This is a genomic window from Bacteroides sp. A1C1, assembly GCF_004328515.1.
In the GTDB taxonomy this organism is placed as follows: Bacteria; Bacteroidota; Bacteroidia; order Bacteroidales; family Bacteroidaceae; genus Bacteroides; species Bacteroides uniformis.
Map to the genome: position 1 here is coordinate 1,592,851 of NZ_CP036491.1, position 19,970 is coordinate 1,612,820.

Consider the following 19,970-nt stretch of genomic DNA (forward strand, 5'->3'; position numbering starts at 1 on the left):
AGATGCACTATCGTATTTTCTCCATACTCGTAACGTTTGTCTGCCTTTTCGGCTGCGCACTGACAACAGCAGCACAGGACGTAAACAACACCGATGAAACCGAAAAGCCGGTTATACTCTATTCGGGAACCCCCAAGAAGTATGAAATAGCCGACATTAAGGTCGAAGGAGCCCAGAACTATGAAGATTATGTAATTGTCGGATTGTCCGGACTATCCAAAGGGCAGACTATCACCGTGCCGGGTGACGAGATTACACAAGCTTGTAAGCGCTACTGGCGCCACGGTCTGTTCTCTGACGTGGAAATTACAGCAGACAAGATTGAAGGCGACCAAATTTGGCTGACCATTCATCTGACCATGCGTCCGCGTGTTTCCGACATACGCTACAACGGTGTGAAGAAGTCGGAGCGTGAAGACCTGGAAAGCAGAATCGGCATGATAAAGGGCGGTCAGATTACACCTAACCTGGTGGACCGCGCCAAGACCCTGATAAAGCGCTACTTTGACGACAAGGGCTTCAAGAATGCAGATGTAATCATCACCCAACGTGATGATCCGGAAAAGAAGAATGAAGTGATTGTCAACATCGACATCGACAAGAAGGAGAAAGTGAAAGTACATCAAATCACCATTGTAGGCAACGAGGCCCTCACGACCAAGAAGCTGAAGCGTGTGATGAAGAAAACAAACGAAAAGGGCAAGCTGCTCAATCTGTTCCGCACCAAGAAATTCATTGAGGACAACTACGAAGCGGACAAACAACTGATTATCGACAAATACAACGAACTGGGTTATCGTGACGCCATCATCGTGACAGACAGTATCAAGCCCTACGATGACCGCACGGTAGACATCTTCATGCAGATTGAGGAAGGACAGAAATACTACCTCCGCAATGTAACCTGGGTAGGTAACACACTGTATCCTTCCGAACAACTGAACTTCCTCCTCCAGATGAAGAAGGGTGACGTCTACAACCAAAAGTTACTTGAAGAACGTACAATGACCGATGACGATGCCATCGGCAACCTCTACTACAATAACGGTTATCTGTTCTACAGCCTCGAACCGGTGGAAGTAAACATCGTGGGCGACTCCATCGACCTGGAAATGCGTATCTACGAAGGCCGCCAGGCTACCATCAATAAAGTCAGCATCAACGGTAACGACCGTTTGTATGAAAACGTAGTACGCCGTGAACTCCGTACCCGTCCGGGCGAACTCTTCAGCCGTGAAGACCTAATGCGTTCCATGCGTGAAATCCAGCAGATGGGACACTTCGACCCCGAACAAATCCAACCCGACATCCAGCCGAGACCGGAAGACGGCACGGTAGACATCGGTTATGACCTTGTATCCAAAGCCAACGACCAGGTAGAGTTCTCCGCCGGTTGGGGACAAACAGGTATTATCGGTAAGTTAAGTCTGAAGTTCACTAACTTCTCTCTGGCCAACCTGCTTCACCCGGGTGAGAACTACCGCGGTATCCTCCCGCAAGGTGACGGCCAGACATTGACCATCAGCGGCCAGACCAATGCCAAATACTATCAGTCATACAGCGTTTCATTCTACGACCCGTGGTTTGGCGGTAAACGCCCGAATGCATTCTCCGTATCGGCTTTCTATTCCCGCCAGACCGACATCAGTAGCCGTTATTACAATTCGGCCTACATGAACAGCTATTACAACAGCTATTATAGTGGTATGTATGGCTACGGTATGTACAACTACGGCAATTACAACAACTACGAGAACTATTACGACCCGGACAAATCTATCCAGATGTATGGTCTTGCAGTGATGTTCGGTAAGCGCTTGAAGTGGCCGGATGACTATTTCCAATTCACAGCCGAGTTGTCTTACCAACGCTATGTTCTGAGTGACTGGCAGTACTTCCCGGTTACCAACGGTAAGTGTAATAACCTCAGCCTCAACTTGACCTTGTCCCGTAGCTCTATCGACAACCCGATTTATCCGCGCCAAGGTTCCGAGTTCTCGTTGTCTGCACAAATCACACCGCCTTTCTCTCTGTTCGACGGTACCGATTACAGCAAGTACAGCACCAGCAGCCAGGAAGACATGAACAAGATGCACAAGTGGATTGAATACCACAAGTGGAAATTCAAATCCAAAATCTATATCCCGTTAATGGATCCGATTACCGTTAAACGTACTCCGGTATTGATGGGACGTGTAGAATTCGGTTTGCTGGGACATTACAACAAATACAAAAAGTCTCCGTTCGAAACGTTTGACGTGGGTGGTGACGGTATGACCGGCTACTCCAGCTATGCTACAGAAAGTATCGCACTTCGTGGTTATGAGAACAGTTCATTGACTCCATACGGTTCTGAAGGTTATGCCTATACACGTCTCGGACTGGAATTAAGATATCCTTTGATGCTCGAAACAAGTACCAGTATTTATGCGTTAACGTTTGTGGAAGCCGGTAATGCATGGCATGATGTCAATAAGTTCAACCCGTTCGAGTTGAAACGTTCAGCCGGTGTCGGTGTCCGTATCTTCCTCCCGATGATTGGTATGATGGGGATTGACTGGGCTTACGGTTTCGACAAAATAATGGGTTCCTCGCAATATGGCGGTAGCCAGTTCCACTTCATCCTGGGACAAGAATTCTAAGCAATGGACGATAGACAATTATCCATCGTCAATTAAATAAATATCGTTATGAAGAAGAGTTTATTGATCCTTTTTACGCTGTTTGCAGTAAGTATAACAGCCGGTGCACAGAAGTTCGCCTTGATTGACATGGAATATATCCTGAAAAATATTCCTGCTTACGAACGTGCCAATGAACAACTGGAACAAGCCTCCAGACAATGGCAGAGTGAAGTCGAAAAGATTTCCGAAGAAGCCAAGACTCTGTACAAGAACTATCAGTCTCAGATTGCTTCCCTTTCTGAAACACAAAGAGGCAAAAAGGAAGAAGAGATTGTCGCTAAAGAGAAATCGGCAGCCGAGCTACGCCGCAAATACTTCGGTCCGGAAGGCGAACTGTATAAAAAACGTGAAAGTCTGATGCAACCCATTCAAGATGAAATATACAATGCTGTAAAGGAAATTGCTACACAGAACGGATATGCGGTAGTTGTAGACCGTGCTTCCGCATCAAGTATCATTTTTGCCTCGCCAAGTATTGACGTCAGCAATGAAGTACTTGCAAAACTGGGATATTCAAATTAATTTCATACATTTGTTTCAGAATATAGACTGCATTCAAGATTAAAAATAAGCTTGCTTATTTTGTATTGCGTTCAGTTTGCGCTATATTTGCCCCCGACGAATAATCATTCAAATAAATAATAAACATTATGCTTAAAAAAATCGCACTACTCGTAGTTATGTTCGCCCTCCCGCTGGGAGCTATGGCGCAAGCTAAATTCGCTCACATGAATTCTCAAGATGTAATCGCTGTTATGCCTGAATTTACCAAAGCCCAAGCTGACTTGGACGCCATGTCTAAAAAATACCAGGATGAAATGCAGCGTACCAACGAAGAATTCCAAAAGAAGTACCAAGAATTCCTGGCACAAGCCGACTCTCTGCCGAAAAACATTGCAGAAAGACGTCAGAAAGAGCTGCAGGATATGGCTCAACGTCAGGAACAGTTCCAACAAGAAGCTTATCAAAGTATGCAGAAAGCACAGCAAGATGCTATGGCTCCCATCTATAAGAAACTGGACGAAGCCATCCAAGCTGTCGGCAAAACTGAAGGTGTTGTCTACATTTTCGACTTAGCCCGTACCCCGATACCATTCGTAGGAGCACAGAGCGTTGATGTAACTGCCAAAGTCAAAACGCAATTGGGCATTAAATAATAGAATTATTTATGATAAAGCAAGCGCGGATAGTTTTATCCGCGCTTATTTTTTATACATTACTGAGAAATTTGAATTATCTTTGCATGGTACATAGTCTTTAGAAAGCATGAAACAGACATTACCTTCTGCAGCCGGTCCCATCGGAATATTCGATTCCGGATATGGCGGACTGACCATCCTAAGCAAGATACGGGAAGCTCTTCCCCAATATGACTACATTTACCTGGGCGACAACGCACGTGCGCCTTACGGGACCCGCTCGTTCGAGATTGTCTATGAATTCACTTTACAGGCAGTCACCAAACTGTTCGAGATGGGATGCCATCTCGTCATCCTGGCATGCAATACAGCTTCGGCAAAAGCCCTGCGCAACATACAAATGAATGATTTGCCCCGCCTCGACCCAATGCGTCGTGTGTTGGGAGTAATCCGCCCAACCGTAGAATGCATAGGGAACATAACCCAAAGCCGCCATGTGGGAGTGCTTGCCACAGCAGGAACCATCAAGTCTGAATCCTATCCGCTGGAAGTGCATAAACTCTTCCCCGACATCAAAGTGAGCGGTGAAGCCTGCCCTCTATGGGTATCCCTCGTAGAAAACAACGAGGCACAAGGTGAGGGTACCGACTACTTCATACGCAAGAACATCGACAACCTGCTGGCCAAAGACACACAGATAGATACCGTCATTCTAGGCTGCACGCACTTCCCGCTGCTGCTGCCTAAGATACAACAATACATGCCCGACGGCATCACGACCGTCACCCAAGGGGAACTGGTGGCAGACAGTCTGAAAGACTATCTTCACCGTCATCCGGAAATGGACAGAAAATGCACCAAAGGTGGAAGATGCGTCTACCGCACCACAGAATCGGAGGAGAAATTCACAGAATCGGCTTCCACTTTCCTGAATGAATCGATAAGAGTTGAGAGGATTGAACTATAAATCCATCAGCATTAAACATTAAAACAAAAACATTTGTTATATTTGTAAGACAGAAACCTCTAAATTCTTACCATCATGAAAGAAGAAGATAAAAGCAAACTCATTGAGGTGTTCACCGGTTCACCGTGGGAAGCAGAACTTGTAAAGAGCCTGCTGGGAAATAGTGATATTGAAGCTGTAACAAAAGACGGAATGGTAGTAAACGTTGTACTGCCTGCCACTGCGGTAGATGTTTCCGTTCTCGTCAATGAGAAGGACTACGAAGCCGCCATGGAAGTAGTCCGTGAATACGAAAAGAGAGAAAATGGAGATTGATTTCAATAGAATTGCTGTCAAGGTAGGCAGCAATGTTTTGACACGTCGTGACGGCACTCTCGACGTCACCCGTATGTCCGCTTTGGTGGACCAGATAGCCGAGCTGCACAAGGCCGGCATAGAAATAATACTTGTTTCTTCCGGAGCCGTTGCTTCGGGACGTAGCGAAGTGCGCCCCACCAAGAAGTTGGACAGCGTAGACCAGCGCCAGCTCTTTTCCGCTGTAGGGCAGGCCAAACTCATCAACCGTTACTACGAGCTGTTCCGGGAGCATGGCATCCCCGTGGGACAAGTGCTCACAATGAAAGAGAACTTTTCCACCCGCCGCCATTACCTCAACCAGAAAAACTGTATGACCGTAATGCTGGAGAACGGCGTCATTCCCATTGTCAATGAGAACGACACCATCTCCGTGAGTGAACTGATGTTCACTGACAACGATGAGCTGTCCGGCCTGATAGCCTCCATGATGGATGCCCAGGCACTAATCATTCTCAGCAATATAGACGGTATCTACAACGGTTCACCCGCCGACCCGAATTCTCAAGTCATCCGTGAAATAGAACAAGGCAAAGATCTCTCCTCCTACATACAAACTTCCAAATCCAGCTTCGGACGCGGCGGCATGCTGACAAAAACCAACATTGCCCGCAAAGTGGCGGATGAGGGCATCACAGTAATCATAGCCAACGGGAAGCGGGACAACATCCTCGTGAAAATAATGAAGAATGAAGAATTAAACTATACCCGTTTCATTCCGTCTCCGGAACCGGTATCGAGCATCAAGAAATGGATTGCACACAGCGAAGGGTTTGCCAAAGGGGAACTGCACATCAATCATTGTGCCACCGAACTGCTCTTCTCGGACAAAGCAGTAAGCATCCTACCGGTAGGTATCACTGACGTTATAGGCGAGTTCGAGAAGGACGACATCGTACGGATTATCGACTTCGGCGGTAAACCCATCGGTGTGGGAAAAGCCAACTGTGACTCCAGCCAGGCACGGGAAACGATGGGAAAACATGGAAAGAAACCCGTAGTGCACTACGACTACCTATATATAGAATAAGCCACAGACGGATACTATCCCACGATATATATACTTGCATATTTATCACTCTATATTCAATAAAAAAATGAACTTAAACAAAACTTTTGTCGCCGTACAAGATGCCAGCCGTAACATGTTAGCGTTGAGCGACAAAGAAATCAATCAAATATTACTGGCTGTTGCAGACGCTGCCATAAACAAAACAGACTTCATTCTGAGTGAAAACCAGAAGGATTTGGAGCGTATGCCTTCTACCGACCCTAAATACGACCGCCTGAAACTGACAAAAAGCCGTTTGCAGGACATCGCTGCGGACATCCGCAACGTAGCCGCCCTCCCTTCTCCTTTGGGAAAAGTCCTTAAAGAGAACGTATTACCCAACGGATTGAAGATAAAAAGGGTCAGTGTACCTTTCGGTGTCATAGGCATTATCTACGAAGCCCGTCCCAACGTCAGTTTCGATGTATTCTCACTCTGCCTTAAAAGCGGCAATGCCTGTATTCTGAAAGGCGGAAGCGATGCAGACTATTCCAACCGTGCCATAATCAGCGTGATACACGAGGTACTGGAGCATTTCAACATAGATACACATATCGTGGAACTGCTTCCTGCCGACAGAGAGGCGACTGCCGAACTACTGCATGCCAACGATTATGTAGATTTGATAATTCCGCGCGGCAGCAGCAGCCTGATAAACTTCGTACGCCAGAATGCCACAGTACCGGTTATAGAGACAGGTGCCGGCGTATGCCATACGTTCTTCGACCGCTATGGCGATATAAGCATAGGTCCATCTATCATTGCCAATGCAAAGACACGCCGGGTCAGTGTATGCAACGCTTTGGATTGCCTGATTATCGAAGCCGACAGCCTGGCTAATTTGCCCGACCTATGCCTGCCTCTGCAATCAAGCAATGTAGAGATATTTGCCGATGAACCCGCCTACCACAGTCTGCGTGACAAATATCCCGTCGAGCTGTTGAGACTTGCCACTGAAGACTGCTACGGCAGAGAGTTCCTGGACTACAAGATAGCCATTAAAACCGTGAATTCTTTCCAGGAAGCATTGGCACATATCCGGAAGTACGGTTCCAAACATAGCGAATGCATCATTACGGACGACAAGACACGTGCCGAATGGTTCTGTCGGGAAGTGGACGCTGCTTGTGTATACGTCAATGCGCCGACCTCTTTCACCGACGGCGCACAATTCGGGCTCGGTGCCGAGATCGGCATCAGCACACAGAAGCTGCACGCCCGCGGTCCGATGGCTCTGGAAGAAATCACCACATACAAATGGATTGTCGAAGGTTCCGGACAGACCAGACCTTGACAGCCGAATAACAAAGATATAGATACACTAAAAAGACTGTAAATATGAAGAACTTTACTTGCGTGCAGGACATCGGTAACCTAAAGTCTGCACTGGACGAAGCATTCGAGATTAAAAAAGACCGTTTCAAATATGTGGAACTGGGACGTAACAAAACGCTGATGATGATTTTCTTCAACTCCAGCCTGCGTACCCGCCTCAGTACACAGAAGGCTGCATTGAATCTGGGCATGAACGTAATTGTACTGGACATCAACCAGGGAGCCTGGAAACTGGAGACAGAGCGTGGTGTCATCATGGACGGTGACAAACCGGAACACTTACTGGAAGCCATTCCCGTGATGGGCTGCTATTGCGACGTCATCGGCGTACGTTCTTTTGCACGCTTCGAAAATAAGGAAGACGATTACAACGAAGTGATACTGGAGCAGTTCATCAAGCATTCCGGTCGGCCGGTATTCTCCATGGAGGCTGCCACACGCCATCCGCTGCAGAGTTTTGCCGACCTGATAACCATTGAGGAATATAAGAAGACGGCACGCCCCAAAGTAGTGATGACATGGGCTCCACATCCGCGTCCATTGCCCCAGGCTGTCCCCAACTCCTTTGCCGAATGGATGAATGCAACTGATTATGACTTTGTGATTACACATCCCGAAGGTTATGAACTCGACCCCAAGTTCGTAGGAAATGCCCGCGTAGAATATGACCAGATGAAAGCTTTTGAAGGAGCCGATTTTGTCTATGCCAAGAACTGGGCGGCCTATACAGGCGACAACTACGGACAAATATTGAGCAAAGACCGCACCTGGACAGTAGGCGAGCGCCAGATGGCCGTTACCAACAATGCCTACTTCATGCACTGCCTGCCGGTTCGACGTAACATGATTGTGACGGATGATGTGATAGAAAGCCCGCAGTCCATCGTAATCCCCGAAGCGGCCAACCGGGAGATTTCAGCAACAGTGGTGCTGAAGAGACTGCTTGAAAGCCTCTAACCAGAGGACAAGACTACTTTATTCTTTTTAGGAGCGGATTACGCGGAAAACGCGGATTCTTTTCTTAAATTTTTCCGTGAAATCCGCGTAATCCGCGCCTAAAAAGAAATTATAGCAAATGCATTTCAGCTGCACCGCTATTACTTTTCCACTTCCTTGCCCGCTTCTTCCCAACCGATGAAACCTTTGTCAAGGTCATAGATTATATATCCTTTTTTGCTCAGTATGGCAGCGGCCTTTTTACTACGCTTACCACTACGACAATATACTGCAACCGGTTTGTCCTTCTGCAGAGTGGAGTCGGCCATCGTTTCAAACGACTCATCCAGCACATTGATATTGATACTGTAGGGCACGTGTCCTTCCGAGTATTCGGCAACAGTACGCACATCCAGAAGCTGCACCTCCGGATTGGCTATCAATGTGGAAAAGTCATCTACCGAAACAGACTTGAACTGTCCCTCCTTCTGCTGGCAGGAAAAGAGGGTGGTAAAAACGAGGCAAAGGCCCGCGAACAATGTCTTCATCGAATATTTCATTTTAGTCAGGGTTATAAACAAAATCGTAAGTCTTGATGTCACCGGAATAAGTGTGCACACTGAAATGAACCATAACCTTCTGTATACCCACTGCCGCATACTGCCGCAAAGGTACGGAAGCGTAGGCACGTCTGGTATAAGACACTACCTCCTCCTTTGCGTCATGATACAGCGTCAGATATACTTCACTACACCCGATAGCAGTATCCACAATCACTTCATCCTCAACAAAATGGAACTTATGCTCACCATTCTCCTTGACTATCAGTGTCATATTGAGATAGTCGAGTCCCATCCAGATACCCAGCACATCAGTAGGGTCTGTCCTGACGCCCTCCTCGAACTTGTCAGCCGTTTGGGGAGCGACAGAAAGAACACCGCTCAAGGCATACAGCACCGCACCGGCAGTTCCATCGGCAGTTACCTCCGAAGCATAATTACTGATGACACGTACCGAGGCGTTTGCCTCTATGTTCGTCTTTGTCTTGTCCTCCACTACCGGCAAGGTTTCCCCTTCATCCGTCACAACAGACTGCAGATAGCCGTCAGCCCCCGAAAAGGCAGTCAGGAACTCCAGCTTCACGGAAGGATAATGATAATCATCATCGCCACAACCAGTCAACAGACAGGCCAACAAAGGCAAAAGCCACCAATCACAGTACTTCTTCATGTATTCATTCTTTTATAGCCGCCAGATAATTCTTCAACGGGTTGGCATACATCAGCAGCATTTTTCCGCGCAGGAAGTCCACGTCCTTATTAGGAATGGAGATACGCTCCAACTGTTGTTCTATATAGGCCGTGAAGCGCTGCTTATCCCCGGCAGTGTAATGGCCGGAAAAATCCTCCTTCCCCTCGAGAAGGTCGTGCGCCACATAATTATTGGGATACATCCGGTAGCTGGCATGAATGCGTTTGTCTATCAGTGCAGACATGCGTGCAAAGAGTTCGGGCTTCGGAAGCGAGCGGTCTATCTTCGCCAATTCATCATTCATGCAGGCACCCGTCTGGAAATGTACCCGCCCTTTATAGCCGAACAGTCCGGTCTGCATATTCAGCAAGTCGTCAGCCGTCGTTTTCTTATAGCCTTCAATGTCCCGTTTCAGTTGGAACTCCTGCGCTTTCAGGAAGTCGCAAGGGTCGTATTCATAGGAAATGGCAAGCGGAGCTATATTCATTTCCATTAAGCGGTCAATGACGTCGCCTTCACCGCCTATTGCCAGCATCTTCAGCACACTGTCCTGCGTGCGGTCGTTGGAATCCTTGGCACGCCCTTCACGTTGTGCAATCCAGATAGACTGTTTCTTCTCACTGATGGTATAATGCATATAGCGGGACATGCGTGCGGAAGCCTCCAGCATCTGGCGCATGGTCAACGCACGCAGCACAATGAAGGACTTGTTGACACGCACGAATTTCTTAATCCACGGATAGACAAGCAGGTTGTCGCCAATGGCTATCTCTACCGTATCCATACCCTGGTCTACCAAAAGAATGGACAAGAAACCGGAATCGAGAATAATGTCGCGATGATTGGAGATATAGGTATACGCCGCCGACTTGTCTGCCGGCAACGCGGTATGGTCCAAAGTCAATCCATCCGTAGCCTCCTTCGCCAGCTTCCACAGAAGCCCATAGCAGAAGGTCTTCTGAAATTCCAGTTTGGTTTTACACGCGCGCATTTTCTGCGACCAGACTTCAAAAGGTACACCAGGCATCACTGTATCCACTGCCTGTCGGAACGCCGCATCGGCAATCAGTTCCTCATAGACTTGAGGAAGTTCCTCATCATGATAAGGACGGATTTCATCAAATTCTACGTTCGCATTCATAATGAATAATGATTAATCCTTAAACTTGTTTTCTATAATATCTGTCATTACATCCTTCATCTCCATTCCGGCAGCACGAACCTGCTGGGGAATAAAGCTGGTGGCAGTCATTCCGGGGGTGGTATTCACCTCCAGCAGATTGATTTTTTCCCCTTCGGTAATGATATAGTCCACACGGATAATGCCGTAGGCCCCAAGTATATCATAAATGGCAGAAGTCAGCGTCTGCACCCGGCGGGTCAAATCGTCCGAGATGCGGGCGGGAGTAATCTCGTCAGACGCACCATTATACTTAGCTTCATAATCGAAGTACTCGTTGTGGCTCACCACCTCCGTAATGGGGAACACTACGGACTTGTCTTTTGTTTTGTAACAGCCGCAGGTAATCTCGGTTCCGTCCATAAAGGCCTCCACCAGTACTTCCTGCGCTTCCGCAAATGCCTTGGCTATGGCAGGTTGTATCTGCTCTTTCACCGTCACCTTGGTCACGCCGAAGCTGGAACCTCCCAAGCTGGGCTTAATGAAGCAAGGCAGACCGATTTTCTCCATCACATCTTCATCCGTTACCGACTGTCCGCCGCGCAGCAACAACGATTCGGCAATGCGCACACCGAAACCTTTCAGATACTGGTTGCAGGCAAACTTATCGTACGTGAGCGACGCTGCCAGTACTCCGCAACACGAATAAGGGATATGGAGCATATCAAAATAGCCCTGCAGACGGCCGTCCTCACCCGGAGTTCCGTGGATGGTAATATAGGCAAAGTCGAATGTCACTTTCTCGCCATCCAGCACGAAGCTGAAGTCATTGCGGTCTACCGGAGCCTTAGCGCCGTCGGGCAGCTGTACATGCCAGTCCAGTCCGTGCATTTCTACAATATATAAGGTATACTTCTCCTTGTCGATGAAGGAGTAAATCCCCTGTGCACTACGCAGGGAGACGTGGAATTCGGAGGTATCTCCTCCGGCTACAATAGCAATCGTGCGTTTCATTCTAATTCTCTGTTACTGATATAGCCTCTCCATTTGTCTATCAGCCGGGTCATGTCATCGGGCAATTCCGAAGTGAAGTACATTTCTTCTCCGGTGACGGGATGCACAAACCCCAGCGTCATGGCATGCAATGCCTGCCGCGGACAAGTGTCGAAGCAGTTGTTTACAAATTGTTTGTATTTAGCGAAGTGGGTTCCTTTCAGGATTTCGTGTCCACCGTAACGTTCGTCGTTGAAAAGTATGTGTCCGATGTGCTTCATGTGCACACGGATTTGATGGGTGCGTCCCGTTTCAAGGATACATTCCACCAGTGTGACGTATCCCAAACGTTCGAGCACCCGGTAATGGGTGACGGCATGCTTTCCCTGGTCGTCGGGGAGGACGGTCATCTGCATGCGGTCTCTGGGATTACGACCGATATTGCCGACAACGGTCCCTTCATCCTGCTCTACATTTCCCCAGACCAGCGCCCGGTAACGGCGTTTTGTCGTCTTGTTGAAGAACTGGTTGCCGAGATTCGTCTTGGCATCCGGAGTCTTGGCTATCACCAGCAGGCCGGAGGTGTCCTTGTCGATGCGGTGCACCAGTCCCACATGCGGGTCATTGGCATCATAATCGGGATTATCCTTCATATGCCAGGCTATGGCGTTGACAAGCGTACCGTGATAGTTGCCATGACCGGGGTGCACCACCAGACCGGCAGGTTTGTTCACTACCATCAGATACTTGTCCTCATATACTATATCAAGGGGGATGTCTTCGGGGATGACTTCATTCTCATAGCGTGGACGGTCCATCATCACAGTGATTACATCCATCGGCTTCACCTTATAGCTGCTTTTCACAGCCTTGCCGTTCGCCATCACGAAGCCTGCATCGGCAGCCTTCTGGATGCGATTGCGCGAAGAGTTCGTCAAGCGGTCGAACAGATACTTGTCCACCCGCATCATCTCCTGCCCCTTGTCCACCACCACACGGAAGTGTTCATAGAGTTGCGCCTCGTCACCCACCGGCTCTACGTCGTCCAGCTCATCATTATCTATATCATCCGGCAATTCTTCTATCATCACGGCATTTACAATTTGACTATTTACAATTTACGATTGGAGTCAGATGTTTATCAGAACCAGGACTCATCTGCCGCAGAGTCTTCGGACAACACGGGTTCAACGGTACCTCCCACGGAATCCACTCCCAGGGAGTCTGCCTTCAAGGCGCCCCCATCTCCCACCATCAGCGTCAGCACTGCGCCGGTAGGCACTTTTTCGCCGATGGAAAGCTGACGGCCCTTATACTTCACGCCATACACCCAGTCCTTCTCTCCCGGAATATACTGTATCTCGGCCAGCTTGAAGCCCGAAGCCAGAATACGCGCTTCCGCCTGCCGCAGCGAACTGTTGTCCGCCACATCGGGCACTATGTGCAGAGGGACTTCAATCGTATTGATTGTAAGATAGATGGTACGTCCTTCCTTTACCTTTTGTCCGGCTGCCGGATTATATTCGAGGATGCAGCCTGCAGGAAGAGTCTTGACATAACTGGAATCCGAAACGATGCAGACCAAGCCGCGATTACGGAACATTTTCTCGGCTTCCTCCACTCCCATGCCCTTCACATCGGGCACTATCACAGCCTCGCCGTGGCGGGTATATATATCCAGTCCTTTCAGCACTCCGAACAGCAATCCCACTACCACAACGGCCATCGCAAGGATGTTCGCCCAGAAGAACCGGTTCTGCCGGAAAGAGAAAAAATCTTTTATTGTCATAATCGATAATGCATTATTTGGGACAAAGATACAATTTTCACCACATAGTACACGGAGTTGGCAATAGTTTTTTCCGGAGAACCAGGCACAAAACATAAGAAAAGCTGCAAAAGACCAGAATCAGTCTTTTGCAGCTCCCTTATTTCTTTAATACGAACGAGAACGGCCTATTATGCCTTTACTCCGTTGTATTCGTCAGAAACAGTCAGTTTCTTTCTGCCTTTAGCACGACGTGCTGCCAATACTCTGCGGCCGTTTGCTGTAGCCATTCTCTCACGGAAACCGTGTTTGTTCTTTCTCTTTCTGTTCGAGGGTTGAAATGTTCTTTTCATTACTGTATCTTGTTTTATGTTATTATTCTCACGAATTCGGGCTGCAAAAATAGGTACTTTTTTCAAATAAACCAAGAGATAACTCATTTTCTCTCAAAAGTTTTTGTGTTTTTTACCGAATTCCATTACTTTTGCACCCGCAAACCAGCACTAAAGAAGTAAATACCAATATAATAATATTAAAGACTATAAGTATGATTAATGCCCAAGACATTAAAATCGGAACTTGCATCCGCATGGATGGCAAGCTGTATTTCTGCATCGACTTCCTGCATGTAAAGCCAGGAAAAGGTAATACCTTCATGCGTACCAAGCTGAAAGACGTAGTGAACGGCTACGTTCTGGAACGCCGTTTCAACATCGGTGAGAAACTGGAAGACGTACGTGTAGAACGTCGTCCCCACCAATACCTCTATCATGACGGTGACAACTACCAATTCATGAACCAGGAGACTTTTGACCAAATTCCCATCGCCCACGACCTCATCAACGGTGTTGACTTCCTGCTCGAAGGAATGATAGTAGACGTGGTATCAGACGCTTCTACAGAAACCGTACTCTATGCTGATGTGCCCATCAAGGTTCAGCAGAAGATTACCTATACGGAGCCGGGACTGAAAGGCGACACAGCCACCAACACGCTGAAGCCCGCTACGGTAGAATCAGGTGCAACGGTCCGCGTTCCTTTGTTCATCAACGAAGGCGAGACTATCGAAATCGATACGCGCGACGGTTCTTACGTAAGCCGCGTAAAAGCATAATCCCTTTTGGAAATCAGGCAAATGCCCTTTTCATATCATCCCCGGTGCTCCACTTGGCATCCGGGGATTTTTTTTCCATTTATTCATCTGCAAAGCTTAAATGATATATCTTTGCGGAGATAACCAAAACATAGAGCCATACCCATGAGATACTCCGTCATCATCCCCGTATACAACCGCCCCGATGAGGTAGACGAACTGCTGCAAAGCCTGACGCAGCAAAGTTTCAAGGATTTTGAAGTGATTGTGGTGGAGGACGGCTCCTCCATCCCCTGCAAGCCGGTCACAGAGAAGTATCAGGAACTATTGGACGTGCATTATTATGACAAGCCCAACTCCGGCCCCGGGCAGACCCGTAACTACGGGGCGGAACGAAGCAAGGGCGAATACCTGATAATACTGGATTCGGACTGCATCCTGCCCGAAGGTTATTTCCTTGCTGTGGAAGAAGAGCTGCAGCACGAAGCCGCCGATGCCTTCGGAGGCCCCGACCGCGCGCACGAATCATTCACAAACATACAGAAAGCCATCAACTACTCCATGACCTCCTTCTTCACCACCGGCGGTATCCGTGGGGGGAAGAAGAAGATGGACAAGTTCTATCCGCGCAGCTTCAACATGGGTGTGCGGCAGGAAGTGTACCAAGCCCTGGGCGGATTCTCGCGGATGCGCTTCGGGGAGGACATCGACTTCAGCATCCGAATCTTCAAGGGAGGATATACATGCCGGCTGTTCCCCGGTGCCTGGGTATACCATAAGCGCCGGACAGACTTTCGGAAGTTCTTCAAGCAGGTACACAATTCCGGGATTGCCCGCATCAATCTGTACAAGAAGTATCCGGAATCGCTGAAGCTCGTCCACCTGCTGCCGGCCGCATTTACCCTGGGAGTGGCCATATTCCTGCTGGGAACGCTCTTCTGTCCGTACAGCCTGCTGCCCATCGCTCTTTATGCGCTTCTGGTATGCATCGATTCCACTATCCGGAACCGTAGCCTCAGCATCGGGCTCTACTCCGTCGCCGCCTCCTTCATCCAGCTCATCGGATACGGGACGGGGTTCCTGCGCGCCTGGTGGAACCGCTGCATACTTGGCAAGGACGAGTTCGAGGCATTCAAAAAGAACTTTTACAAATAAGGAGGATTAGGGGTTAAGGATTAGGGATGATATGGAGAAACTGAATATCAACCAGTGGGCTGCAGAGGACCGCCCGCGGGAAAAGATGATGCAGAAAGGGGCGGAAGCCTTGAGCGATGCCGAACTGCTAGCCATCCTCATCGGCTCCGGCAATACGGAAGAAACCGCCGTGACACTGATGCAGCGCATACTCGCCGCCTGCGGCAACGACCTCAACCGCCTGGGCAAATGGGAGGTGCGGGACTTCTCCCGATTCAAAGGCATGGGCCCCGCCAAAAGCATCACCGTCATGGCATCCCTGGAACTGGGCAAACGCCGCAAGCTGCAGGAACGCTCCGGACGTACCGCCATCCGCTCTTCCGCCGACATCTACGAGCTGTTCCATCCCCTGCTCTGCGACCTTGCCACAGAAGAATTCTGGGTACTGCTTATGAACCACGCCGCCAAAGTGATAGACAAGGTACGCATCAGCCGCGGCGGCATCGACCAGACTACCGCCGACGTACGCAGCATCCTGCGCGAAGCCCTGCTGCAACGCGCCACACAGATAGCCCTTATCCACAACCATCCCTCCGGCAACCCGCACCCCAGTAACGACGACCAGCGGCTGACGGAACTCGTGAGGAAAGCCGCCCAAACCATGAACATACACCTGACCGACCACGTCATCGTCACGGACGGAAGCCATTACAGCTTCAACGACGAAGGATTGCTATAAATAATCCAAGTTACGGACATACTATACGAAAGACAAAAGCGGTCATAACACTAACTATCAGCACATTGTATTTACCTGCTATTTACCAGCCAATGTAAAAGCCGTTACCACAGTATGTAAACGTATTTACCCTATATTGTAACGTCCTTTACCCCATATTGTAAAGACCTTTACCGCGTATTGTAAAAGGAGTTTCCCCAGGGGTAAAGGGAGTTCCCCCAGAAGGTGAAGCATGTTCACCCACCGTCAAACCCTCCCCGAAGTAATGAAAAGGAGGGCGTTCCTTTGCATTTTCAATTAAATTCCATAGCTTTGTTCTTTGAAAACCTATATATAAAACCCTACGAATATGACCAAATTTGAAATAGAAGAGAAAATAGTCTCCATGCTCAAGACCGTATTCGACCCGGAAATACCGGTAAATGTATACGACCTGGGACTGATTTACAAAATAGACGTCTCCGACCAGGGAGAAGCCTCCATCGACATGACGCTGACTGCCCCCAACTGTCCGGCAGCCGACTTCATCATGGAAGATGTGCGCCAGAAGGTGGAATCCATCGACGGCGTAACCTCCGCCACCATCAATCTCGTTTTCGAACCCGAGTGGGACAAGGACATGATGAGCGAAGAAGCGAAACTGGAGCTGGGATTCCTTTAAATCAGTTGAAAGTTCAAAGTTGAAAATGGAAAGTTGAAAATGAAGAATGTATATTTCCTCTCGGATGCTCACCTGGGCTCACGAGCCATCGAACACGGACGAACCCAAGAACGGAGGCTGGTCAACTTCTTGGACAGCATCAAGCACAAGGCATCGGCCGTATACCTGCTGGGAGACATGTTCGACTTCTGGTACGAATTCCGTACCGTAGTGCCCAAAGGATACACCCGCTTTCTGGGCAAGCTGTCCGAACTGACCGACCTGGGAGTAGAAGTCCACTTTTTCACGGGAAACCATGACCTTTGGTGCGGCGACTATCTGACCAAGGAGTGCGGCGTCATGATACACCGCGAACCGCTGACCACCGAAATCTTCGGAAAAGAGTTCTACCTTGCCCACGGTGACGGGCTAGGCGACCCGGACAAGAAGTTCAAGATGCTGCGCGCCATGTTCCGCAGCCGTACCCTACAGACGCTGTTCTCTGCCCTGCACCCCCGCTGGAGCATGGAGCTGGGACTGAACTGGGCCAAGCACAGCCGCTTGAAACGCATAGACGGGAAAGAACCCGCATACATGGGAGAAAACAACGAATACCTGGTGCTCTACACCAAGGAATACCTGAAAAGCCATCCCAACATCAACTACTTCATCTACGGTCACCGCCACATCGAACTGGACCTAATGCTGAGCAGTACCGCCCGCATCCTCATCCTCGGCGACTGGATAAACTACTTCTCGTACGCCGTCTTTGACGGCGAGAACCTCTTCCTTGAGAATTTTGTGGAGGGAGAGACGAAGCTATAACCCGCATTTCCAAACTGTTAACCATCATACCATTACCACCCATGAAACCTTTAAGACTGAAAAACATGATTGCCGGATGCCTGCTCGCAGCAGGAGCATTGCCGGTATGGGGACAATCCGGCGCCCCGACACTTGTCATCCGCATTGACGATCTCGGTGCCCTGCATTCCGTCAACGAAGCCTGCATCCAGACCTACCGCTCGGGTATTGCCCGCAGCGTGGAAGTGATGCCCGTAGCAGCCTGGTATCCGGAAGCCATCAAGATGCTGAAAGAAAATCCGGGACTGGACGTCGGCCTGCACCTCGTCATCACCAGCGAGTGGGAGAACGTGAAGTGGCGTCCGCTGACCCACTGCCCCAGCCTGACGGACGAGAACGGCTATTTCTACCCGATGATGTCCCCTAACCCCGCCTATCCGGGACAGTCCATCATGGAGCAGAAATGGGACATCAAGGAGATAGAGCAGGAGTTCCGCGCGCAGATAGAGACGACGCTGAAAAGCATTCCGCAACTCAGCCATCTGTCCGGACACATGCTCTCCACCGGTTTCAGCAAAGAAGTGAACGAGCTGGTGCAACGGCTCGCCAAAGAATACAACCTGCCGTCCATCGACCGCATGGACTCCTCCAAGGACTACCGGTTTACCTACATCGGATACGACGGCCCCAAAAGAACCGCCGAAGAAAAGGAGGCCAGCTTCATCAAAGCATTGGAGAAGTTGCAGCCGGGCCAGCGCTACCTTTTCTTAGACCACCCGGCACTGGACAACGATGAAATGAAAACCGTCTTCCACGTCGGATATGAGGACGTGGCGCTGGACCGCCAGGGAGTGACCGACCTGCTGACAAGCCCCCATGTCCGGAAAGCCATTGAGGACAAAGGCATAAAGCTGATTTCCATCAACCAACTGACCAAGGGCCTGCCCCGCACCGCCGCTACTCCGGAGCTGGACAAGGCCATGAACAGATATCTGGATGCCGTAAAGAAAGCCGGACAAGACCTGCACAGTATCATGATTGTGCAACACGGCAATGTCATTGCCGAAGAATGGATGGGCGAAGGGAAAGAGGATAAGCCTCACATCCTGAACTCCGTCAGCAAGACATTCACCGCCACCGCCGTGGGACTTGCCGCCTCCGAAGGCAGGCTGAAGCTGACGGACAAGGTCATCTCCTTCTTCCCCGACAAGCTTCCGGCAACCGTCAGCGAAAATCTGGCAGCCATGACCGTACGCGACCTGCTGACCATGAACTGCGGGCACGACACCGACCCCACCGGAACGGTACGCAAAAAGGCGGACGCCGATTGGGTGCAGGAGTTCCTTGCCTTCCCCGTGGAGCACAAGCCCGGTACCTTCTACACCTACAACAGCCTGGGAACCTACATGCTCTCAGCCATCGTACAGAAAGTGACGGGCGAGAAAGTGGTGGATTATCTCTATCCCCGTCTGTTCCGCCCGCTTGGCATCGTCAACGCCCGGTGGCAGGAAAGCCCGCAAGGCATCAATACCGGAGGCTGGGGGTTGTACCTCAAAACGGAAGACCTTGCCAAGATGGGACAACTGTTCCTGCAGAAAGGAAACTGGAACGGACAGCAGATTCTGCCCGAAAAATGGGTAAAGGAGGCATCTGCCTGCCAAGTGCCCTCACTGCCCGCCGGCATGAAACCGGAGATGCTGAAGAAAGCGAAGATGAGCGCCAAGACAAGCGACTGGCTGCAGGGCTACAGCTACCAGATGTGGCGCTGCCGCCACAACGCCTACCGTGCCGATGGTGCCAACGGACAATACATACTGGTGTTGCCGGACAAGGATGCCGTCATTGCCGTCACCGCCAACATCCCCGACATGCAGGCAGAGCTGAATCTAATATGGAAGTACCTGCTGCCCGCGCTATAAAACGTTTATTCTTATAAATGATTACAAAAAAGTGAAGGTCACC

General features: G+C 49.5%; 21 protein-coding genes. 14 read left to right on the plus strand and 7 right to left on the minus strand.

Features of this window, described 5'->3' with window-relative positions:
* Window positions 1–2 precede the first annotated feature (2 nt).
* From bamA to EYA81_RS06690, 8 genes are all read left to right on the plus strand, one after another.
* A complete protein-coding gene (gene bamA / locus EYA81_RS06655; protein ID WP_131225540.1) occupies window positions 3–2,642 on the plus strand; it encodes an outer membrane protein assembly factor BamA in 2,640 nt (879 codons plus the stop codon).
* Window positions 2,643–2,690: 48 nt separating this feature from the next.
* On the plus strand, window positions 2,691–3,206 hold the full coding sequence (locus EYA81_RS06660; protein WP_005834752.1) for an OmpH family outer membrane protein: 516 nt from the start codon (window positions 2,691–2,693) through the stop codon (window positions 3,204–3,206).
* 128 nt (window positions 3,207–3,334) lie between these two features.
* Entirely contained in the window at window positions 3,335–3,841 is a 507-nt protein-coding gene (locus EYA81_RS06665) for an OmpH family outer membrane protein (protein WP_005834750.1), read from the plus strand.
* A gap of 109 nt (window positions 3,842–3,950) precedes the next feature.
* Window positions 3,951–4,790 carry a glutamate racemase gene (murI, locus tag EYA81_RS06670; RefSeq protein ID WP_131225541.1) on the plus strand — a complete coding sequence of 280 codons (840 nt, stop codon included), beginning with the start codon at window positions 3,951–3,953 and terminating at the stop codon, window positions 4,788–4,790.
* Window positions 4,791–4,865: 75 nt separating this feature from the next.
* A complete protein-coding gene (locus EYA81_RS06675; protein WP_008662868.1) occupies window positions 4,866–5,105 on the plus strand; it encodes a DUF2007-related protein in 240 nt (79 codons plus the stop codon).
* On the plus strand, window positions 5,095–6,174 hold the full coding sequence (gene proB, locus EYA81_RS06680) for a glutamate 5-kinase (protein WP_087332249.1): 1,080 nt from the start codon (window positions 5,095–5,097) through the stop codon (window positions 6,172–6,174). Before EYA81_RS06675 ends, proB begins: the two co-directional genes overlap by 11 nt.
* Window positions 6,175–6,241: 67 nt before the next feature.
* The gene (locus EYA81_RS06685) at window positions 6,242–7,489 is read left to right on the plus strand and encodes a glutamate-5-semialdehyde dehydrogenase (RefSeq protein ID WP_131225542.1); all 1,248 of its coding nucleotides are present in this window, start codon (window positions 6,242–6,244) and stop codon (window positions 7,487–7,489) included.
* 44 nt (window positions 7,490–7,533) lie between these two features.
* Window positions 7,534–8,487 (plus strand): acetylornithine carbamoyltransferase, encoded by a 954-nt coding sequence (locus EYA81_RS06690; protein ID WP_005825157.1) that lies wholly within the window; start codon window positions 7,534–7,536, stop codon window positions 8,485–8,487.
* A 140-nt stretch (window positions 8,488–8,627) separates the two neighbouring features.
* Here EYA81_RS06690 and EYA81_RS06695 read toward each other — a convergent pair whose 3' ends face one another.
* From EYA81_RS06695 to rpmH, 7 genes are all read right to left on the minus strand, one after another.
* The gene (locus tag EYA81_RS06695) at window positions 8,628–9,014 is read right to left on the minus strand and encodes a rhodanese-like domain-containing protein (protein ID WP_016272508.1); all 387 of its coding nucleotides are present in this window, start codon (window positions 9,012–9,014) and stop codon (window positions 8,628–8,630) included.
* A gap of 13 nt (window positions 9,015–9,027) precedes the next feature.
* Window positions 9,028–9,696, minus strand: a complete 669-nt coding sequence (locus EYA81_RS06700) for a NigD-like C-terminal domain-containing protein (RefSeq protein ID WP_117965571.1) — start codon at window positions 9,694–9,696, stop codon at window positions 9,028–9,030.
* 4 nt (window positions 9,697–9,700) lie between these two features.
* Window positions 9,701–10,858, minus strand: coding sequence for a hypothetical protein (locus EYA81_RS06705; protein WP_044467601.1), 1,158 nt, complete (start codon window positions 10,856–10,858; stop codon window positions 9,701–9,703).
* A gap of 12 nt (window positions 10,859–10,870) precedes the next feature.
* Window positions 10,871–11,851: a D-alanine--D-alanine ligase gene (locus EYA81_RS06710; RefSeq protein ID WP_131225543.1), complete on the minus strand. Its 981-nt coding sequence runs from the start codon at window positions 11,849–11,851 to the stop codon at window positions 10,871–10,873.
* Window positions 11,848–12,918: an RluA family pseudouridine synthase gene (locus EYA81_RS06715; protein WP_005834741.1), complete on the minus strand. Its 1,071-nt coding sequence runs from the start codon at window positions 12,916–12,918 to the stop codon at window positions 11,848–11,850. The genes EYA81_RS06710 and EYA81_RS06715 overlap by 4 nt, the downstream gene beginning before the upstream one ends.
* 53 nt (window positions 12,919–12,971) lie before the next feature.
* Window positions 12,972–13,619 (minus strand): PASTA domain-containing protein, encoded by a 648-nt coding sequence (locus EYA81_RS06720; RefSeq protein WP_117600267.1) that lies wholly within the window; start codon window positions 13,617–13,619, stop codon window positions 12,972–12,974.
* A 170-nt stretch (window positions 13,620–13,789) separates the two neighbouring features.
* Window positions 13,790–13,951, minus strand: coding sequence for a 50S ribosomal protein L34 (gene rpmH, locus EYA81_RS06725; protein ID WP_004292199.1), 162 nt, complete (start codon window positions 13,949–13,951; stop codon window positions 13,790–13,792).
* Window positions 13,952–14,145: 194 nt separating this feature from the next.
* On the opposite strand from rpmH, the gene efp reads away from it, so the two are divergent.
* From efp to EYA81_RS06755, 6 genes are all read left to right on the plus strand, one after another.
* Window positions 14,146–14,712, plus strand: coding sequence for an elongation factor P (efp, locus tag EYA81_RS06730; RefSeq protein ID WP_005825176.1), 567 nt, complete (start codon window positions 14,146–14,148; stop codon window positions 14,710–14,712).
* 144 nt (window positions 14,713–14,856) lie between these two features.
* Window positions 14,857–15,846 (plus strand): glycosyltransferase family 2 protein, encoded by a 990-nt coding sequence (locus EYA81_RS06735; protein WP_131225544.1) that lies wholly within the window; start codon window positions 14,857–14,859, stop codon window positions 15,844–15,846.
* 31 nt (window positions 15,847–15,877) lie between these two features.
* A complete protein-coding gene (gene radC, locus EYA81_RS06740; RefSeq protein WP_005825180.1) occupies window positions 15,878–16,564 on the plus strand; it encodes a DNA repair protein RadC in 687 nt (228 codons plus the stop codon).
* A 349-nt stretch (window positions 16,565–16,913) separates the two neighbouring features.
* Window positions 16,914–17,225, plus strand: coding sequence for a metal-sulfur cluster assembly factor (locus EYA81_RS06745; protein ID WP_005824875.1), 312 nt, complete (start codon window positions 16,914–16,916; stop codon window positions 17,223–17,225).
* Between the two features lie 39 nt (window positions 17,226–17,264).
* Window positions 17,265–18,029: a UDP-2,3-diacylglucosamine diphosphatase gene (locus EYA81_RS06750; RefSeq protein WP_005824878.1), complete on the plus strand. Its 765-nt coding sequence runs from the start codon at window positions 17,265–17,267 to the stop codon at window positions 18,027–18,029.
* Window positions 18,030–18,070: 41 nt separating this feature from the next.
* The gene (locus EYA81_RS06755) at window positions 18,071–19,927 is read left to right on the plus strand and encodes a ChbG/HpnK family deacetylase (RefSeq protein ID WP_131225545.1); all 1,857 of its coding nucleotides are present in this window, start codon (window positions 18,071–18,073) and stop codon (window positions 19,925–19,927) included.
* The last annotated feature ends 43 nt before the right edge of the window (window positions 19,928–19,970 follow it).

What these genes read in the sequence shown, in the direction of transcription:
- bamA (WP_131225540.1), top strand. Translation starts at nt 3, where the DNA reads ATGCACTATCGTATTTTCTCCATACTCGTAACGTTTGTCTGCCTTTTC.
- EYA81_RS06660 (WP_005834752.1), top strand. Translation starts at nt 2,691, where the DNA reads ATGAAGAAGAGTTTATTGATCCTTTTTACGCTGTTTGCAGTAAGTATA.
- EYA81_RS06665 (WP_005834750.1), top strand. Translation starts at nt 3,335, where the DNA reads ATGCTTAAAAAAATCGCACTACTCGTAGTTATGTTCGCCCTCCCGCTG.
- murI (WP_131225541.1), top strand. Translation starts at nt 3,951, where the DNA reads ATGAAACAGACATTACCTTCTGCAGCCGGTCCCATCGGAATATTCGAT.
- EYA81_RS06675 (WP_008662868.1), top strand. Translation starts at nt 4,866, where the DNA reads ATGAAAGAAGAAGATAAAAGCAAACTCATTGAGGTGTTCACCGGTTCA.
- proB (WP_087332249.1), top strand. Translation starts at nt 5,095, where the DNA reads ATGGAGATTGATTTCAATAGAATTGCTGTCAAGGTAGGCAGCAATGTT.
- EYA81_RS06685 (WP_131225542.1), top strand. Translation starts at nt 6,242, where the DNA reads ATGAACTTAAACAAAACTTTTGTCGCCGTACAAGATGCCAGCCGTAAC.
- EYA81_RS06690 (WP_005825157.1), top strand. Translation starts at nt 7,534, where the DNA reads ATGAAGAACTTTACTTGCGTGCAGGACATCGGTAACCTAAAGTCTGCA.
- EYA81_RS06695 (WP_016272508.1), bottom strand. Translation starts at nt 9,014, where the DNA reads ATGAAGACATTGTTCGCGGGCCTTTGCCTCGTTTTTACCACCCTCTTT.
- EYA81_RS06700 (WP_117965571.1), bottom strand. Translation starts at nt 9,696, where the DNA reads ATGAAGAAGTACTGTGATTGGTGGCTTTTGCCTTTGTTGGCCTGTCTG.
- EYA81_RS06705 (WP_044467601.1), bottom strand. Translation starts at nt 10,858, where the DNA reads ATGAATGCGAACGTAGAATTTGATGAAATCCGTCCTTATCATGATGAG.
- EYA81_RS06710 (WP_131225543.1), bottom strand. Translation starts at nt 11,851, where the DNA reads ATGAAACGCACGATTGCTATTGTAGCCGGAGGAGATACCTCCGAATTC.
- EYA81_RS06715 (WP_005834741.1), bottom strand. Translation starts at nt 12,918, where the DNA reads ATGATAGAAGAATTGCCGGATGATATAGATAATGATGAGCTGGACGAC.
- EYA81_RS06720 (WP_117600267.1), bottom strand. Translation starts at nt 13,619, where the DNA reads ATGACAATAAAAGATTTTTTCTCTTTCCGGCAGAACCGGTTCTTCTGG.
- rpmH (WP_004292199.1), bottom strand. Translation starts at nt 13,951, where the DNA reads ATGAAAAGAACATTTCAACCCTCGAACAGAAAGAGAAAGAACAAACAC.
- efp (WP_005825176.1), top strand. Translation starts at nt 14,146, where the DNA reads ATGATTAATGCCCAAGACATTAAAATCGGAACTTGCATCCGCATGGAT.
- EYA81_RS06735 (WP_131225544.1), top strand. Translation starts at nt 14,857, where the DNA reads ATGAGATACTCCGTCATCATCCCCGTATACAACCGCCCCGATGAGGTA.
- radC (WP_005825180.1), top strand. Translation starts at nt 15,878, where the DNA reads ATGGAGAAACTGAATATCAACCAGTGGGCTGCAGAGGACCGCCCGCGG.
- EYA81_RS06745 (WP_005824875.1), top strand. Translation starts at nt 16,914, where the DNA reads ATGACCAAATTTGAAATAGAAGAGAAAATAGTCTCCATGCTCAAGACC.
- EYA81_RS06750 (WP_005824878.1), top strand. Translation starts at nt 17,265, where the DNA reads ATGAAGAATGTATATTTCCTCTCGGATGCTCACCTGGGCTCACGAGCC.
- EYA81_RS06755 (WP_131225545.1), top strand. Translation starts at nt 18,071, where the DNA reads ATGAAACCTTTAAGACTGAAAAACATGATTGCCGGATGCCTGCTCGCA.